Origin of the sequence: Anaerobacillus sp. 1_MG-2023 (assembly GCF_030547345.1) — a bacterium.
Lineage (GTDB): Bacteria > Bacillota > Bacilli > Bacillales > Guptibacillaceae > Guptibacillus > Guptibacillus hwajinpoensis_B.
In genome coordinates this window covers 205,069-221,854 of the sequence record NZ_JAUORD010000006.1, presented here as the reverse complement: position 1 = coordinate 221,854, position 16,786 = coordinate 205,069, and the positions used below count along the sequence as shown (strand labels likewise).

The window sequence follows — 16,786 nt, the reverse complement described above, 5'->3', positions numbered from 1 at the left end:
TCTGAACTAACATCATGAGCGATCATCGATCATTGAATAAATTTTCGATAGAAATTTAATTTTTTTAGGAGGGAAATAAGGCATGAAAGACAAGGACTCCAACAATTTCGTCGTCTCTCAGGAGAATTGGTCCCTCCACCGAAAAGGCTATCAGGATCAACAACGCCATGCCGAAAAAGTTCAAGATGCTATCCAAAACAATCTCCCGGATCTCATCAGTGAAGAGAACATTATTTTATCTAACGGTCGAGATGTCATTAAAATACCAATACGTTCACTTGATGAGTATAAAATTCGTTATAACTATGATAAGTCTAAGCATGTTGGGCAAGGTGAAGGCGATAGCCAGGTGGGAGACGTTGTGGCAAGAGATGGTTCTGGGGAAAAACAGCCTGGGGCCGGTAAAGGTGAAGGGGCTGGAGATCAGCCAGGAGAAGATTATTATGAAGCAGAAGTTTCGCTGGTAGAACTGCAGGATATTTTATTTAAAGAACTGGAACTGCCGAATTTACGTGAAAAAGAAACAGCCGACGTAGTGAAAAAGAAAGTAGAATTTAATGATATTCGAAAAACTGGACTTATGGGTAATATTGATAAGAAAAGAACAATTCTATCAGCGTATAAGAGAAATGCGATTAGTGGAACACCATCAATTGCACCGATTTATCAAGATGATCTACGCTTCAAAACATGGAATGAAGAAATTAAGCGCGAATCTAAAGCTGTCGTTTTAGCCATGATGGATACAAGTGGTTCGATGGGAAAATGGGAGAAATATATGGCAAGAAGCTTTTTCTTCTGGATGTCACGTTTCTTACGATCGAAATATGAAACAGTGGAGATTGAGTTTATTGCTCATCATACAGAAGCAAAAGTCGTCACTGAAGACGATTTTTTTTCAAAAGGAGAAAGCGGCGGAACAATTTGCTCATCAGCTTATCGCAAAGCGCTTGAACTCATTGATGAGAAGTATTCTCCAGCACGTTACAACATTTACCCATTCCATTTCTCAGATGGCGATAACTTGACGTCAGACAATACAAGATGTGTGAAACTGGTTAATCAAATTATGAAGGTCTCGAACATGTTTGGGTATGGAGAGGTTAATGCTTATAATCGCCACTCCACCCTGATGAGTGCCTACAAAAATATACATGATCCTAAATTTAGGCATTATATTCTTAAAGAAAAGAAAGACGTCTATCACGCAATGAAAAGCTTCTTCCGAAAAGAAGAAATTCATTCATAAGCTTCCCGAAAAGGGGAGCTTTTTTCTTTTAGTTTGGCTATGCGATTGAATGGTGCTATTTTCACTCAGATGATCCACAAATTGTGAAGTCAAAATAAGTTAACATTGCTTTTAGATCAGAGAGGAAGGTACATACTAATAACAAGTAAAGCGTTGGAGGAATCATTATGAAATTCATTAGGTTTCTTTTTATATCCCTTCTTATCTTATTATTGATGCCTTATGATGTGACAGCTCAATCAAATGTGGTTGAAGTTCATTTTATTGATGTGGGACAGGCTGATAGCATTTTGATCACGTATGGAGAAAAAGCTGTGCTAGTAGACGCAGGAGATAATGGTGATGGAGAAACGGTTTCAAATTATATAAACAAGCTAGGCATTAGCCAATTAGATTATATTGTGGCGACGCATCCCCATCATGACCATATTGGTGGGATGGATGATGTGATAGAAAATTTCGATGTGAAAACTGTGATGATGCCCGATGTTTCTTATCCAACAGTGCACTATAAGTCGCTCTTAAAAGTATTGAAGAAAAAAGACATCACCTTAGAAAAGGCACGAAAAGGTATGAAAATAAAATTAGGACATCAGGTCAATATACAGGTCATTTCACCTTCCAAAGAAGCGGAGTACGAGGATTTTAATGATTATAGTGCCGTATTACGGCTGAGTCATAAAGAGAATAGCTTCCTGTTGATGGGGGACGCTGGGGTAGAAGTAGAGAAGCAAATGCTAGAAAAACTTAAAAGGAAACAGATTAAATCTGATGTTCTAAAAATGGGGCACCATGGTGCGAGTTCGGCTACATCAGAGACATTTCTTAAAGCCGTAACCCCAGAGACTGCTGTTATTTCTGTAGGTAAAAATAATCGTTATGATTTTCCAGATAAAAATGTGATTCAGAGATTAAATGAACATCATATTTCTGTTCTAAGGACAGATGAAATAGGAACGATTATTGCTACAAGTGATGGTGAGAACATTGTATTTCATACTGATAACAACCTGATATCACATAAAAAGGATAAATAATAACCGGTGAAGGAGCTTACACTACATGTTGAAAGGCACCGCCTTTCTTGTCTGAACGATCATACACCTTGGGAGGAATGCTTGTGCATAACAATCTGCAAAACCTCATGTCTAAGAACATCATATCCGTTACACCAGAGCAATCGATCCAGGAAGCAGCAGCCCTAATGAATCAGTATAATATTGGTTCATTACCTGTCATGAAAAATGGTCAGCTTTGCGGAATGGTTACAGATCGTGATATTACGACTCGTGCCACTGCAACTGGTGGAAATGCGGATTGTCAGGTGAGCCAATGTATGTCTAACAACATTGTCTCAGCTACATCTAACATGAGTGCAGAAGAAGCAGCGGCATTAATGGCTCAGAATCAGATACGACGATTGCCTATTGTTGAAAACAATCAGGTAATAGGAATGGTTTCGCTTGGAGATTTTGCGACGAAAACACCTGACCATCAAGAGGCCGCCACCGCACTATCGAGCATTTCTCAGAATGGAATAACACGAGCGTAAAGACAAAGGGGCTGACAAATGTCAGTCTCTTCTATTTCGTTCATCCTATGATAAAATCAGGATAGAATCACGTGGAAATAGGGTACATAGTAATATAGATGGAATGTGGAGGGGAAACATATGTCAGAATTAGATGTATCGAAATTCGAAAAAAAGATTGAGATTAGGCAAATTCATCACGAAGATATAGATGAAATCCTTTCATTACAGAAAAAATGTTTTCCTGGAATGGATCCCTGGAAAAGAGAGCATCTTGAGAGTCACCTGGAAATTTTCCCAGAAGGGCAATTTTGTGTAGAACTCGAAGGAGAAATCATAGGCTCCTGTTCAAGTTTGATGGTGAACTTTGATGAATATGATGATCAGCATACGTGGGATGACATAACGGATGAAGGATATATTACAAATCATAACCCTGATGGCTATAATCTTTACGGTATTGAAGTGATGGTTCATCCTGAATATAGAAGGATGAAAATCGGTAAGCGTCTTTATGAGGCACGAAAAGATCTTGCGCGAGAATTAAACGTGAAGAGTATTATCATCGGAGGGCGAATTCCGAATTACCATAAGCACGCGAATGAAATGAAAGCATCAGAATACGTAGAAGAAGTGAAATTCCAAAACATATATGATCCTGTTTTAACGTTCCAGCTCATGAATGGATTTAATGTTATGAGAATAAATCCGAACTATTTACCAGATGATAAAGCTTCAAAGCAATTTGCTACTTTAATGGAGTGGAATAACGTTGAATATAAAGCCGTTACAAGAAGGCACTTTAGATCGTCATTCCCCGTTCGAATTTGTGCGATACAATATGCGATGAAGAAAATATCTTCCTTTGAAGAATTTGCAAACCAAGTAGAATATTATGTTGATGTGGCAGCAGATTTTGGTTCTGATTTTGCTGTGTTTCCTGAGATCTTTACGACACAACTAATGTCGTTCATGGATGAAAAAATACCAAGCAAAGCTGTTCGTCGTTTAACAGAATATACAGAGCCGTATATCGAGCTTTTTACAGAATTAGCTGTAAAGTATAACGTTAATATTATTGGTGGTTCTCATTTCGTTTTAGAGGATGAAAAGATCTATAATATTGCTTATTTGTTTAGAAGAGACGGAACGATTGAAAAGCAATATAAAATTCATGTTACCCCAAATGAACGTCGTTGGTGGGGAATTCATGGTTCAGATGGCATTGAAGTTTTTGATACAGATTGTGGTAAAATTGCGATCCAAATCTGTTATGATATCGAATTCCCTGAGCTTGGAAGAATTGCGACGGATAAGGGCGCTAACATTCTATTTACACCTTTCTGCACCGATGATCGTCAAGGGTATTTACGCGTCCGTTATTGTGCGCAGGCTAGAGCGGTTGAGAACCAAATCTATACAGTCATTGCCGGTACGATTGGTAACTTATCTCAAGTAGAGAATATGGACGTTCAGTATGCACAATCAGGGATTTTTACCCCTTCAGATTTTGCTTTTTCAAGAGATGGAATTGCTGGTGAATGTCACCCGAATATTGAAACTGTCGTGGTAGGCGATGTAGATCTTGAAATTCTTAGAAGACAACGTCAATCAGGTACGGTTCGCCAGTTGCGAGATCGCCGAAAAGATTTATATGAGATACATTACAAAAAGTAAGCCGCTTTGCGGCTTGCTTTTTTTGTCGAATTTAAGCGAATGGTGTTTTTTTCCTATATAGCATTGGCGTACGATAAAATTCATATTATGATAATTAGAGAAAAGGAGAAAATCTAGCCAAAATGCAGGATTTTAACAGGTTTTCTAGAATTGATAAAAATTAAAGAAGATTTACATAATAGGAGGCAATAATGGACTGGAAAAATGAATATCAAAGATGGGTATCAGCAACTTCCCTTGATGATGAATTGAAAAAGGATCTTGAAGCATTAAAAGGACAAGACCAATCACTTGAAGATGCATTTTATAAAAATCTTGAATTTGGCACGGGTGGCATGAGGGGGGAAATTGGCCCAGGTACGAATCGAATGAATTTATATACGATTCGAAAAGCCTCTGAAGGTCTTGCGCAATACATAGATGCACATGGTGAAGCTTACAAGAAAAGAGGAGTAGCAATTGCTTACGATTCGCGTCACAAGTCTCCTGAGTTCGCTATGGAAGCTGCGAAGACACTTTCGAGGCATGGCATTCAAACGTATGTTTTCGAAGAACTCCGCCCCACTCCAGAGCTCTCGTTCGCGGTTCGAACTTTAAATGCTTGCGCTGGAATCGTTATCACAGCGAGTCATAACCCACCAGAGTATAACGGTTATAAAGTTTATGGAGAAGATGGAGGTCAGTTACCCCCTAAAGCTGCTGCAGAAGTGATTTCATATGTAGACGGTGTTGAGAATGAGTTAGAAGTGAAGGTTACGTCCGAACAAGAACTGAAAGAAAAAGGACTTATTCAAATGGTTGGCGCAGAAATTGATCGCCAATATGTAGAACAATTAAAAACGCTTCGCGTAAATCAAGAATTACTTTCTAAAATGGGCGAGCAATTAAAAATCGTCTTCACGCCTTTGCACGGAACAGCGAATATTCCTGTGAGGGAAGGTTTGAAAGCTTATGGATTTACGAATGTAACTGTTGTAAAAGAACAGGAGTTACCAGATCCTAATTTCTCTACAGTGTCTTCTCCAAACCCGGAAGAACATGCTGCGTTTGAATTAGCTATTCAATATGGGGAGCAGGAGGATGCTGATATTCTGTTGGCTACAGATCCAGATGCAGACCGTGTTGGTGTAGCTGTGAAAAACAAAGAGGGTAAGTATGTGGTCCTGACTGGAAATCAAACAGGTGCACTATTGTTGAACTACATCATTACTCAGAAAAAAGAAAATGGAGAGCTGCCGGAAAATGGCGCAGTTCTTAAAACAATTGTTACTTCTGAAATTGGTCGTAAGATTGCGGAGGATAACGGTCTTACTTCATATGATACGCTTACAGGATTTAAATTTATTGGAGAAAAGATTAAAGAATTCGAAACAACTGGGGAGCATACTTTCCTATTTGGCTATGAAGAAAGCTATGGCTATCTTGTTGGTGACTTTGTTCGAGACAAAGATGCTGTTCAAGCATGCCTCGTAGCAGCTGAAGTTGCTGCTTTCTACAAGTCTAAAGGAATGACGCTTTATGAAGGGTTGCTCGAAGTATTTGAACAGTATGGATTTTATCAGGAAGGTCTTGAATCGTTAACACTGAAAGGAAAAGAAGGGGCAGAGAAGATCGTTTCTTTACTTGCGAAATTCCGTGAAGAGCCGCCTACTGAAGCAGCTGGATTACGAGTACAAAGTGTAGAGGATTATGAGACAAGCAAAAGAACGTTTTTAGGTAGTGGTGAAAGTGAGCAAATTGAATTGCCTACTTCAAATGTATTGAAATATATTTTAGAAGATGGATCATGGTTCTGCCTTCGTCCTTCAGGAACTGAGCCGAAAGTGAAATTTTATTTTGGCGTAAATAGCGATAATCTTGAAAACAGTCAAAGTAAATTGGCTGAACTTAGATCCTCCGTTATGGGTAAGGTTCAAGAACGTTTGGGATAATATAATAATGAAAAAGAAAACCAGGACAAATCTCTCGTCCTGGTTTTCTTGATGAGTTTCCTCTAAAAGCACAACATGTGTCTTATGTAAAACTTAGACACGAAAAAAAATCGGCTAGTTTCGCCGATTTTTCTACTATTGGTGAAGTTGTTGTTTATTCAATTGATGTTCGTATTCAGCTTTGTTCATACGAATGAGATGAAATACTTTGTCTTTCGTTTCGCTATCTAGTTTCTCGAGAATTTTACCTGCTTTATACTCGTTTGAGGTAACAATCTTTCGGTAAATTTTAGATAACCGTTTATCATCTTCGGATAAATCCAAAAGGCACTGCCTCCTTATAATGAACTAAACCTTTTTCCTATCCTTAAATTACGATTTATTTTACAATATATGAAGAGAAGTAGCAAGAAATTAATTTATTTTTGACAGAATATTCTTATTCATAGAAACATAAATGATCACGAAAGGGAGTTATATCATGGAATATACAAATGAAATGAAAAACCGTTTAAAAAGAGTTGAAGGTCAAATTCGTGGCGTTCTTCGTATGCTTGAAGAAGAGAAAGATTGCAAAGATGTAATTACTCAGCTATCTGCTAGCAGAACGGCGATTGACCGTACGATAGGTTTAATAGTTGGTTCTAATCTAGAGGAGTGTATTCGTGAACAGCTTGATAAAGGCGAGTCTACAGAAGATGTTGTAAAGGAAGCTGTTCAACTTCTCGTTAAGAGCCGTTAAGGATTATTAGGATATTCAATAAAATATCTTGATAATCCTAGTACCTTTTTACAATGGATACACGACTCAATAAATCATACCCCTCCTTGGTTTTCAAAAGTAAGATGGGAAATGTTCTGTGACAATAGCTGTCTTAAGTATTGGGTATAGTCCCACCTAAAATCGGTATGATAGTGAATAATGGATAAACTCTGCTATTTACAACATTTGTGCTTACGAAGCTGTGTTAATTGGGCATTTAGTCAATGTTCTTTGGTAAAAGGAGGAGCTAATGAGAAATTTGATAATCGGGATCGTCGTCCTTAGTGGTTTTTTAGCTTTTGGTTTGCAAGTTTTTACGGATAATAAGAATGTTAACGTTATAAATCAAGCAGAACCAGCAAAGCAAGTGTCAGGAGCTGTTGAAGTAGGATTGCAAAAAGGAGATAAGGCACCTGATTTTACATTATATTCTCTAGAAGGGAAAGAAGTGAGCCTCTCTGATTACAAAGGGAAGGTAACTTTTATTAATTTCTGGACGACCTGGTGCCCCCCTTGTAAAGAAGAAATGCCGGATATGCAGGAATTTTATGAAGAAAAGGCAGAAGAATACGATGCAGAAATTCTTTCTATAAATATAACGACCAATGAATCTTCTTCTCAAGTTGTGGAGAATTTTGTGAAAGAATATGCTCTTACCTTTCCAGTATTGTTGGATGAAAATGGTGAGCAAACAAATACTTTCGCTACTATAACAATTCCAACGACGTATTTAGTTGACAAAAATGGTATAATAATGAAGAGGATAATAGGTCCAATGAGTAAAGAACAAATGGTTGAGTTGGCATCTTCAGTGGAATAAAAGATGTTTTATTAGGAAAGGTATGAGCTACCGTTCGCTCGATCGTTCTTTAAAAAAAACGATGTATTAAAATAGCGAAGGATAAACAGTTGACGCATAAGGGGGGAGTGAACTGTGACTAATTTAGGATTTGGTGTCATGTTGTTTTTGATGTTGGGATTTGTCCAGTATAGCTGGATTTATGAGCCGGTGAATGGGGTTGGGATTGAATTTAAATCAAAATGGTCCTACATTTCGATGTCGGTTTTTCTTGGTTTACTTGTGGGTTATCTCATTACGACGGGGATCTATCAAATTTATTAGAGTAATACGAATGCCATAAATTATTTTCGCATCTCTTTCCCATGCTTCATTTGTAGTTTTACAACTCTTATTGACGAGACGGGAAATAGGGCTTATGATTTAAGTATACTAAAACTAGCCTCAGGCAGGTTAGACGGCGATTTTTCTGAAAGAAGAACCTTTCATTTTCATCGCCCTTTGTCGATTGTTCGACAGGGGGCGATTTTTTTATTGTCTTATTTTTACACCATTCATTGAATTCCTTTAAAAAAGGTAAGCATGAGATAAATGATGGGAGGATCATCGAATGTGGAAATATGTATTCCTCGTTTTATTTGCAGGATGTAGTTTAGGTTCATTGTCTACAATTACGAAAATAGGGATTTCTAAAGGCTTCTCAGTAGGAGAATTATTAGCTGGACAATTCTTTATTGGATGGCTCGTTCTAATAGTTCTCGTTGTTCTTTCTAAGAAAAAACTAAAATTACAGGGTTTAAAATTTATTCTAATCGGTGGAGTGGCCATCGGTTGTGTTTCTATTTTTTATACGCTTGCTGTATCCAAACTGCCAGCTTCAATTGCGGTGCTTCTTCTCTTTCAATTCACTTGGATCGGCCTCCTACTTGATTCTCTCAGTCAAAAAAGATGGCCAGAACCTAAATCGTTAGTATCAGTTATTATTCTCCTCATAGGGACATTTCTAGCGAGTGGAGTCTTAGGAGCTAAGGAATTCACTTATGATCCGATCGGTATTTTACTGGGTCTTCTTGCAGCAATTTGTTTTGCCATCTATATTTTTATTATGAGTAAAACGTCAGCAGAAGTTCCTGCTGTTCAAAAAAGCTTTTATATGGTTACAATAGCTGGTATTCTCGTCTTAACTGTGTTCTCTCCCGAGTCACTTTACCAAGGGAACCTATCAGGTGAATGGTGGATGTTTGGTTTGTTTTTAGCGCTTCTCGGAAATATATTTCCGGTATTATTTATGGCCATTGGTGTACCTAAAGTAGGTTCAAGTGTTGGAACAATTTTAAGTTCCTCAGAGCTTCCAGCGGCAGTGCTTTTATCGTCGGTTTTTCTTCACGAAGCGGTTCATCTTGTTCAATGGGGAGGCGTTTTGTTGATTTTGATTGGCATTGTCATCTCCCAGTGGAATGTAAGCTATGATCAACAGTCAGAAAAAAAAGCGGCATAATTCTCTGTAACTGACAAATACAAGTTCTAGAAAACGAAGGTATATCCTTATAACCTATTTTTGTAAAGGGGAAGTTGCGTAATGGAATTGTTACGTATTCAAGACACATGGATTGAACTTGGTATTGCATTCGGTATTTTCCTTCTTTTTTTAGTAATGAGGAAAATTTTCGCGAAATATATATTTAATGTTTTTCTTAAATTAAGTAGAAAGTCTTCTACAGAATTTTTCACACATCTCTTCCTTGCTTTTGAGAGGCCGTTACGAATGTTATTCGTAATAATTGGTTTGTATATTTCTGTACGTTACGTGTCATTCCTAGATCATCATAATGAATTTTATAAAGAGATTATGAGATCGTCGTTAATTTTTCTTACTGCATGGGGATTGTATAACCTTTCCTCATCGTCATCACTGTTTTTCCAAACAGTGAACAGCAAATATAATCTAAAAATTGATCAGCTTCTTATTCCGTTTTTATCAAAAACACTTCGTCTATTAATTGTTGCTATGACGTTTAGTGTTATCGCAGGTGAATTCGGTTATGACGTTAACGGCTTCATTACTGGGCTTGGACTTGGAGGTTTAGCTTTTGCTCTTGCTGCAAAAGAGACGATTGAAAACTTCTTCGGTGGAATAGTGATCATTACTGAGAAGCCATTTTCGATCGGTGAATGGATTAAAACACCGAGTGTAGAAGGCGTGGTTGAGGATATTACGTTTAGAAGTACTAAAATTCGTACGTTTGCCCAGGCGCTTGTGACAGTTCCGAATGCGCGATTAGCGAATGAAAATATTACGAACTGGTCCAAAATGGGTAAGCGGCAAATTACCTTTCATTTAGGAGTAACGTATAATACGCCATCAGAAAGGCTTGAAACGTGTATTAATCGAATCGAGAAAATGCTACGCGATCATGAAGAAATTCATCCTGAAACTATATTTGTGTCATTTGATGAGTTTAATCATAGTAGCCTTGATGTTTTTCTTTATTTCTTTACCAACACAACCACGTGGGGGGACTTTTTGAATGTAAAACAAGATGTGAATTTCAAAATTATGAAAATAATGGAAGAAGAACATGTTGCTTTTGCATTTCCTACACAAACTCTCCATGTGGAAACGACTTCATCACATGAAGAAGAGAAAATGTATAACTAAGAGAAAAGGCAGGTCCTCCATGGAGAGACCTGCCTTTTCTTATGCGCTTTTTGTAAGGGCTTTTTGCTCTTTTGTAGAAGGTTTTCTTTTGCTCCAAATGGTAGCTAGAATCGGACCAGAGATGTTATGCCATACACTAAAAATAGCGCTTGGTACTGCGGCGATGGGATTAAAATGCGCAGCAGCAAGTGCTGCGCCAAGACCAGAATTTTGCATCCCGACTTCAATCGAGATCGCGCGTTGATCGGGTTCAGGGAGTTGAAGTAATTTGGCAAGAAAGTAGCCAACGACAAGGCCGAGTATATTATGGAGTATAACAATTGAGAAAATAATGAGTCCCGTTTCTGCAATCCGGTCTTTGCTTGCACCCACAACTGCTGCAACAATAGCGACGATGGAGATAACTGAAACAAGCGGAAGGACTTTAACACTCTCAGCAACTTTTTCTTTAAAAATCAGTTTTACACCAAAGCCAAGTGTAATGGGAATAACGACCATTTGAAAGATGGAAAGGAATAGATCACCTGCAGATACAGGTAACCATTGACTCGCAAATAAGAGAACGAGTGCAGGTGTTATTAAAGGAGCTAGTAGCGTAGAAACGGCTGTAATCGCTACTGATAAAGCTGTGTTTCCCCTCGATAGGTAAGTGATGACGTTTGAAGCGGTACCCCCAGGACAACATCCAACTAGAATCACACCGACAGCAATTTCAGCTGGTAATTGAAAAATAACGGCAAGACCGTAAGCGAGGAAAGGCATAACAATAAATTGTGCAGCTACTCCGATGGCAACGCTTTTTGGTTGTTTCACTACTTCCTTGAAATCCTTTGCAGATAAGGTCATGCCCATGCCAAACATAATGACTCCGAGTAAGATCGTTATGTATGATGTAATCCACGTAAATCCATTAGGGAATATAAACCCGAGCACTGCAAAAAGAATGACCCAAATCGCAAAGGTATTCCCCGCAAAATGACTTGCCTTCTCAAGAGCTCTCATTTCATCACATCCTTAGAAAATTTAATCTTGATTATACGCTTATTCATGCAATTTTCAATACAATCTGAAAATTTATTAAGCATTTTTGGATAACGATTTTTTTACGTTACTCATGAACCTACTTGTCCGGTCATACATATTAGTAAGCAATTCATTTAGGAGGGAATGACATGTCTACAGAGAAAGAAATCTTTTACGCTATAGAAGAGATTACAGAAATAGCAAAAGGGTTTGGACTCGATTATTACCCTATGCGTTATGAGATATGTCCAGCAGACATTATTTACACGTTTGGAGCATATGGAATGCCAACTCGCTTCTCACACTGGAGTTTTGGTAAGCAATTTCATAAGATGAAGCTACAATATGACCTGGGGCTAAGTAAAATCTATGAGCTTGTTATTAATTCTGACCCATGTTATGCCTTTCTGTTAGATACGAATAGTTTAATTCAAAATAAACTCATTATTGCTCATGTACTTGCTCACTGTGACTTCTTCAAGAATAATATTCGTTTTTCAAATACGCGAAGAGATATGGTTGAGAGTATGACAGCAACCGCTGAACGGATCGCTTATTATGAGCATCACTATGGTAAGGCTGAAGTGGAGAGCTTTCTTGACGCTGTTCTCTCCATACAAGAACATATTGATCCTTCTATAATGAGACCAAGATTGACGTATAATCTTCAAGATGAAACGCCGATTCCAGTGAAGCCTGATTCTCGATATAATGATTTGTGGTCAATCGATAAGGATGAGTTAGCGGACGAGCCAGCTCCGACTAAAAAGAAAAAGTTTCCACCGCAACCTGAAAAAGATCTTCTTCTCTTCATTCAGGAATATAGCGCGGAGCTTGAGGACTGGCAGCGAGATATTATGACGATGATGAGAGAGGAAATGCTATATTTCTGGCCACAGCTTGAAACAAAGATCATGAATGAAGGATGGGCAAGTTATTGGCATCAGCGGATTCTTCGTGAAATGGATTTAACGACGGATGAAGCGATTGAATTCGCTTCACTCAATGCAAATGTTGTGCAACCTTCACGAACACGTATTAATCCTTATTACCTCGGTCTTAAAATCTTTGAGCATATTGAGGAAGTGTATGATCATCCTACAGAGGAAATGAAGCGGCGCGGGTTCGAAGTGGGTAAAGGAAGAGAGAAGATGTTTGAAGTTCGTGAAGTGGAAGCTGATATTTCATTTATCAGGAATTACCTTACAAAGGACCTTGTATATAAAGAAGATTTGTATTTGTTCCAAAAGAAAGGACGCGATTACAAAATAGTTGATAAAGAATGGGAGCATATTCGTGATCAGCTAGTGACGATGAGGGTAAATGGTGGCTTTCCATATTTAACTGTAAGCGATGGGAATTACATGAAAGCTGGAGAAATGTACCTTCATCATTCTTTTGAAGAAACAGAGCTTGATCTTCAATATTTAGAGCGTGTTCTACCGTATGTACATCAATTATGGGGGCGCCCGGTTCATATGGAAACGCGAGTGGAGGATAAGGAAGTTCTCTTTTCATATGATGGGAAGAAGTTGCATCGTAGGTACTTGTAGCAAATGGATTTCCTGAGTGACTTAAGCGATCATTTCTGGCTGTATCTACTCTCCATAACGCTAGCCGGTGCTTTAGGAGGGATTGGTAATATCCTGATCTCAGGTGAATTTCAACGGTTTCGAAAAGTAGTCAATCAACAAAATAATGCAGTCTATTATAATATTGGATCAATAAAAGAGCCACTAGTTGGTGGAATTGGTGGGATATTAACGACGTTATTATTTATTGAAACAGCTTCAGGTCAATACTTACTCTATTTAGCGCTACTTACAGGGTTCGGGAGCAGCGCTTTTCTAAAGCGTTATATCGAGCAAAAAACAGATCAAATTGTTGAACAAAATAACAACCGGCTTCAGAGTGAAAACATTCAAACGTATCACTACGAAAGCGAATCAAATGGCTCAGTTGTTAAAGGAATTATGAGTCCATCGCCAGTTTATTTAACTCAATCAGAGATAGAACGGCTTACAATCCTTCAAGCCAAGGTGGGAGAAGCAATAGGTCCAAAAGAAGCGAAGGTATATCAATGTGAAATTAATTCGCTTCTTAGCCTGGGAAAACAACGCTCATTTTAACCGATGCAACTATTGTGAAGATATGAGATCTATCGTATTATATATGTGATAATGCACATATAAAGGGGATCTCAAATGAAGAAGTTCATGAAACGACTGTTAGTTATCGTTCCACTGATATTACTAGTTCTTGCGATCGTCTTCTTCTTCTGGGCAAGAGCGTCTTATGAACCAACACAGGAAGCTTTAGAGTACATGGAAGAGTCAAATGAAAGTGAATTAACATTTGGATTACAACATGCTGACAAGGGGATTATTTTTTATCAAGGTGGCAAGGTAGAGGAAGAGGCATATGCTTTTTTAGCTCACCAGCTTGCTGAGGAAGGTTATTTTGTAGTGATCCCTCGTCTGACGTTAAACCTGGCCATTTTAGATGGCGATAAAGCATCTGAAATGATAAGTAAATATGACGATGTAGGGGAATGGTACATTGGTGGTCATTCTCTCGGAGGCGCTGTGGCATCATCATTTGCTATCGAACATCCTGATGAAATCCAAGGGTTGTTTTTCCTCGCAGCTTATCCGATTGAAGATATGTCTGAACTGTCTGTACCGACGCTTACGATCTATGGTGAAGATGATGGAGTTGCAGTCCTATCTGATCAAAAAGAAAAAGAAGAGTTGCTCTCTTCTTTAGCAGAGATACACATTATTGAAGGGGGCAACCATGCCAACTACGGCATGTATGGTGAACAAAAAGGTGATAACCCAGGTTCCCTCACTTCTGATCAACAAATCAACGAGGCTGTTCAAACAATTACAAGGTGGATAGAAGAATAAACCAAAATAAAGAGCTGTCTATGATGGCTCTTTATTTTGATTTGATTTCTTTTGTTACAGTTTACTTTAGTCAAGCGTGCCAAATATTTAGGGATTCTTTTTAAAGAAGCGGGAATAAGGAATAATACGTAAGAAGATTCTCAATAATGGATGATATAGGAAAGAGATTGACAGAGAGCGTATATGGGTTAAGATAGGGAATGTGATGAACCAACCCTCAGAGGGTATGGAAGAATGTATTACGTGAAAAGGCTGTGGATGCTTTGTTAAGATCTCGTTTTCGACGGATACGGTTAACTTCTGTTCAGTTAATCGTTTTGTTTTATTTAATAGCGGTAACGGTTTCTACCTTTCTAATTGGTTTACCGATTGCCCATCAACCTGGCGTGCAGCTATCCTTTATTGATGCCCTATTCACAGCCGTGAGTGCGGTAAGCGTGACAGGTCTTTCTGTTGTGTCGATTTCGGATACTTTTAGCGTACCTGGAATCTTTATTCTTGCTGCTGTCCTTCAAATTGGCGGAATTGGTATTATGACGCTGGGTACGTTTGTCTGGCTTGTGATGGGAAAGAAGATCGGATTGAAAGAAAGACAGCTGATAATGACTGATCAAAACCAATCCACATTGTCTGGTTTAGTACAATTGATGAAGCAAATTCTTGGATTAATTTTCATAATTGAATTAGTTGGCGCCCTTGTCCTTGGCACTTATTATCTTCGCTTCTTTGAGACATGGCAGGAAGCTTACCTTCAGGGGTTTTTTGCTGCAGTGAGTGCAACGACAAACGGCGGTTTTGATATTACGGGAAGTTCTCTTCAGCCATTTGCACATGACTATTTCGTTCAATTTATTCATATATTATTAATTATCACAGGAGCTATTGGTTTCCCTGTGCTAATTGAAGTTAAAAACTTTTTATTTGCTAGACAAAATAGCCATCGATATAAATTTTCTTTATTTACTAAATTAACAACAATGACGTTCTTTGTACTTGTAGTTTCAGGAGCGATCCTTATTTGGGCATTTGAAGCGAATTCATTCTTTGCCGGTAAGAATTGGCATGAATCGTTCTTCTATGCCATGTTCCAATCTGTGACAACGCGTAGTGGTGGCCTATCTACAATGGATGTGAATCAATTTCAAGAGCCAACACAGCTGTTGATGTCGGCCTTAATGTTTATTGGTGCTTCTCCAAGTAGCGTAGGTGGCGGTGTGCGTACAACTACATTTGCGATTGTGCTACTAGCTATTTTCTTCTTTGCAAAGGGTGGTACGTCAATTAAAGTGTTTGGACGGGAATTGCATCATGAGGATATTCATAAAGCCTTTGTTGTGTTTACCGTGGCCATTATCGTATGGAGCTGTGGAATTATTATGCTTTCCTTCTCAGAACCATATCCAATCGTGGCTATTATTTTTGAAGTGTCGTCAGCTTTTGGTACCACTGGTTTATCGATGGGCGTGACGCCAGGTTTAAGTACTTTTGGCAAAATTGTTATCATGTGTTTGATGTTCATTGGTAGAATTGGAATTCTTTCGTTCCTCTTCCTTATTCGAGGAACAGTTCTTCGGGAAAGATACCATTATCCAACTGAACGAGTGATTATAGGTTAATTATAAAAAAGCAAGGGGATATGATCCTCTTGCTTTTTTTGTGTTTAATTCTTTAAGTACTAATATTTTTGTTTCTAAACGCTCGTCTCCGCTTTTCGTGTCTAGCTGCAGCGGCCAGGGTCTCGATCGCTTCACCTCCCAACTCGAACACAAAAAACGTGTTCAATTTGGGAGGTTCCAGCGCTTGTCGACCCTAAACGGCCACTTTCGCTTTTCGTGTCTAGCTGCGACTCGCAGAAACTGCGATATTTCACTCTTTCACCAGAACACAAAAGGCGTGTTCTAGTTCAAGAGCTCCAATATCTCCGTTTCTAAACGCTCGTCTCCGCTTTTCATGTCTAGCTGCGCGGGCCAAATCCTCTGGCTGTTTCGCCCACTCGAATGAGACAAAAAGCGTCTCAATCTCATGGGCTCCAACATCCTGCGGATTTAAGCAGGCCCGCTCCGCTTTTCGTGTCTAGCTGCGACTCGCAGAAACTGCGATATTTCACTCTTTCACCAGAACACAAAAGGCGTGTTCTAGTTCAAGAGCTCCAATATCTCCGTTTCTAAACGCTCGTCTCCGCTTTTCATGGTCATATTTACCAAAAAAAATTGGTATATAAATATCGGGATTTCACAAACTAGTT

The 16,786-nt window shown here is 38.6% G+C and carries 16 protein-coding genes; 14 read left to right on the top strand and 2 right to left on the bottom strand.

Annotated features, from left to right (window positions below):
* The first annotated feature begins 82 nt into the window (after positions 1-82).
* From yhbH to Q4550_RS12780, 5 genes are all read left to right on the top strand, one after another.
* Positions 83-1,249 (top strand): sporulation protein YhbH, encoded by a 1,167-nt coding sequence (gene yhbH / locus Q4550_RS12800; RefSeq protein WP_194220048.1) that lies wholly within the window; start codon positions 83-85, stop codon positions 1,247-1,249.
* A gap of 167 nt (positions 1,250-1,416) precedes the next feature.
* On the top strand, positions 1,417-2,286 hold the full coding sequence (locus Q4550_RS12795; RefSeq protein ID WP_283153061.1) for a ComEC/Rec2 family competence protein: 870 nt from the start codon (positions 1,417-1,419) through the stop codon (positions 2,284-2,286).
* A 77-nt stretch (positions 2,287-2,363) separates the two neighbouring features.
* Positions 2,364-2,801 (top strand): CBS domain-containing protein, encoded by a 438-nt coding sequence (locus Q4550_RS12790; protein ID WP_303533220.1) that lies wholly within the window; start codon positions 2,364-2,366, stop codon positions 2,799-2,801.
* A 120-nt stretch (positions 2,802-2,921) separates the two neighbouring features.
* Complete coding sequence (locus tag Q4550_RS12785) at positions 2,922-4,457, top strand: bifunctional GNAT family N-acetyltransferase/carbon-nitrogen hydrolase family protein (RefSeq protein WP_194220046.1); 1,536 nt, start codon at positions 2,922-2,924, stop codon at positions 4,455-4,457.
* Positions 4,458-4,648: 191 nt separating this feature from the next.
* On the top strand, positions 4,649-6,388 hold the full coding sequence (locus Q4550_RS12780; RefSeq protein ID WP_303533217.1) for a phospho-sugar mutase: 1,740 nt from the start codon (positions 4,649-4,651) through the stop codon (positions 6,386-6,388).
* 135 nt (positions 6,389-6,523) lie between these two features.
* Here the strand turns inward: Q4550_RS12780 and Q4550_RS12775 are convergent, their stop codons facing one another.
* The gene (locus Q4550_RS12775) at positions 6,524-6,712 is read right to left on the bottom strand and encodes a hypothetical protein (protein WP_194220044.1); all 189 of its coding nucleotides are present in this window, start codon (positions 6,710-6,712) and stop codon (positions 6,524-6,526) included.
* A 157-nt stretch (positions 6,713-6,869) separates the two neighbouring features.
* Here Q4550_RS12775 and Q4550_RS12770 point away from each other — a divergent pair, with 157 nt between their 5' ends.
* The 5 genes from Q4550_RS12770 (at position 6,870) to Q4550_RS12750 (ending at position 10,609) form a co-directional block, all read left to right on the top strand.
* Positions 6,870-7,130: a metal-sensitive transcriptional regulator gene (locus Q4550_RS12770; protein WP_194220043.1), complete on the top strand. Its 261-nt coding sequence runs from the start codon at positions 6,870-6,872 to the stop codon at positions 7,128-7,130.
* Positions 7,131-7,401: 271 nt separating this feature from the next.
* Positions 7,402-7,971, top strand: a complete 570-nt coding sequence (locus Q4550_RS12765) for a TlpA family protein disulfide reductase (RefSeq protein WP_283153057.1) — start codon at positions 7,402-7,404, stop codon at positions 7,969-7,971.
* Positions 7,972-8,085: 114 nt separating this feature from the next.
* Entirely contained in the window at positions 8,086-8,274 is a 189-nt protein-coding gene (locus tag Q4550_RS12760) for a hypothetical protein (protein ID WP_194220041.1), read from the top strand.
* 286 nt (positions 8,275-8,560) lie between these two features.
* Entirely contained in the window at positions 8,561-9,448 is an 888-nt protein-coding gene (locus tag Q4550_RS12755; protein ID WP_303533211.1) for an EamA family transporter, read from the top strand.
* A gap of 81 nt (positions 9,449-9,529) precedes the next feature.
* Positions 9,530-10,609, top strand: coding sequence for a mechanosensitive ion channel family protein (locus Q4550_RS12750; protein ID WP_303533209.1), 1,080 nt, complete (start codon positions 9,530-9,532; stop codon positions 10,607-10,609).
* Between the two features lie 39 nt (positions 10,610-10,648).
* Here the strand turns inward: Q4550_RS12750 and Q4550_RS12745 are convergent, their stop codons facing one another.
* Complete coding sequence (locus tag Q4550_RS12745; RefSeq protein WP_283153054.1) at positions 10,649-11,611, bottom strand: bile acid:sodium symporter family protein; 963 nt, start codon at positions 11,609-11,611, stop codon at positions 10,649-10,651.
* 170 nt (positions 11,612-11,781) lie between these two features.
* On the opposite strand from Q4550_RS12745, the gene Q4550_RS12740 reads away from it, so the two are divergent.
* The 4 genes from Q4550_RS12740 to Q4550_RS12725 all read left to right on the top strand — a co-directional run bounded on the left by Q4550_RS12740 (position 11,782) and on the right by Q4550_RS12725 (position 16,157).
* The gene (locus Q4550_RS12740) at positions 11,782-13,185 is read left to right on the top strand and encodes a SpoVR family protein (RefSeq protein WP_283153053.1); all 1,404 of its coding nucleotides are present in this window, start codon (positions 11,782-11,784) and stop codon (positions 13,183-13,185) included.
* A 3-nt stretch (positions 13,186-13,188) separates the two neighbouring features.
* A complete protein-coding gene (locus Q4550_RS12735; RefSeq protein WP_303533206.1) occupies positions 13,189-13,761 on the top strand; it encodes a hypothetical protein in 573 nt (190 codons plus the stop codon).
* A gap of 75 nt (positions 13,762-13,836) precedes the next feature.
* Positions 13,837-14,541, top strand: coding sequence for an alpha/beta family hydrolase (locus Q4550_RS12730; protein ID WP_303533203.1), 705 nt, complete (start codon positions 13,837-13,839; stop codon positions 14,539-14,541).
* Between the two features lie 263 nt (positions 14,542-14,804).
* Positions 14,805-16,157, top strand: coding sequence for a TrkH family potassium uptake protein (locus tag Q4550_RS12725; protein ID WP_306558451.1), 1,353 nt, complete (start codon positions 14,805-14,807; stop codon positions 16,155-16,157).
* Positions 16,158-16,786: the final 629 nt, after the last annotated feature.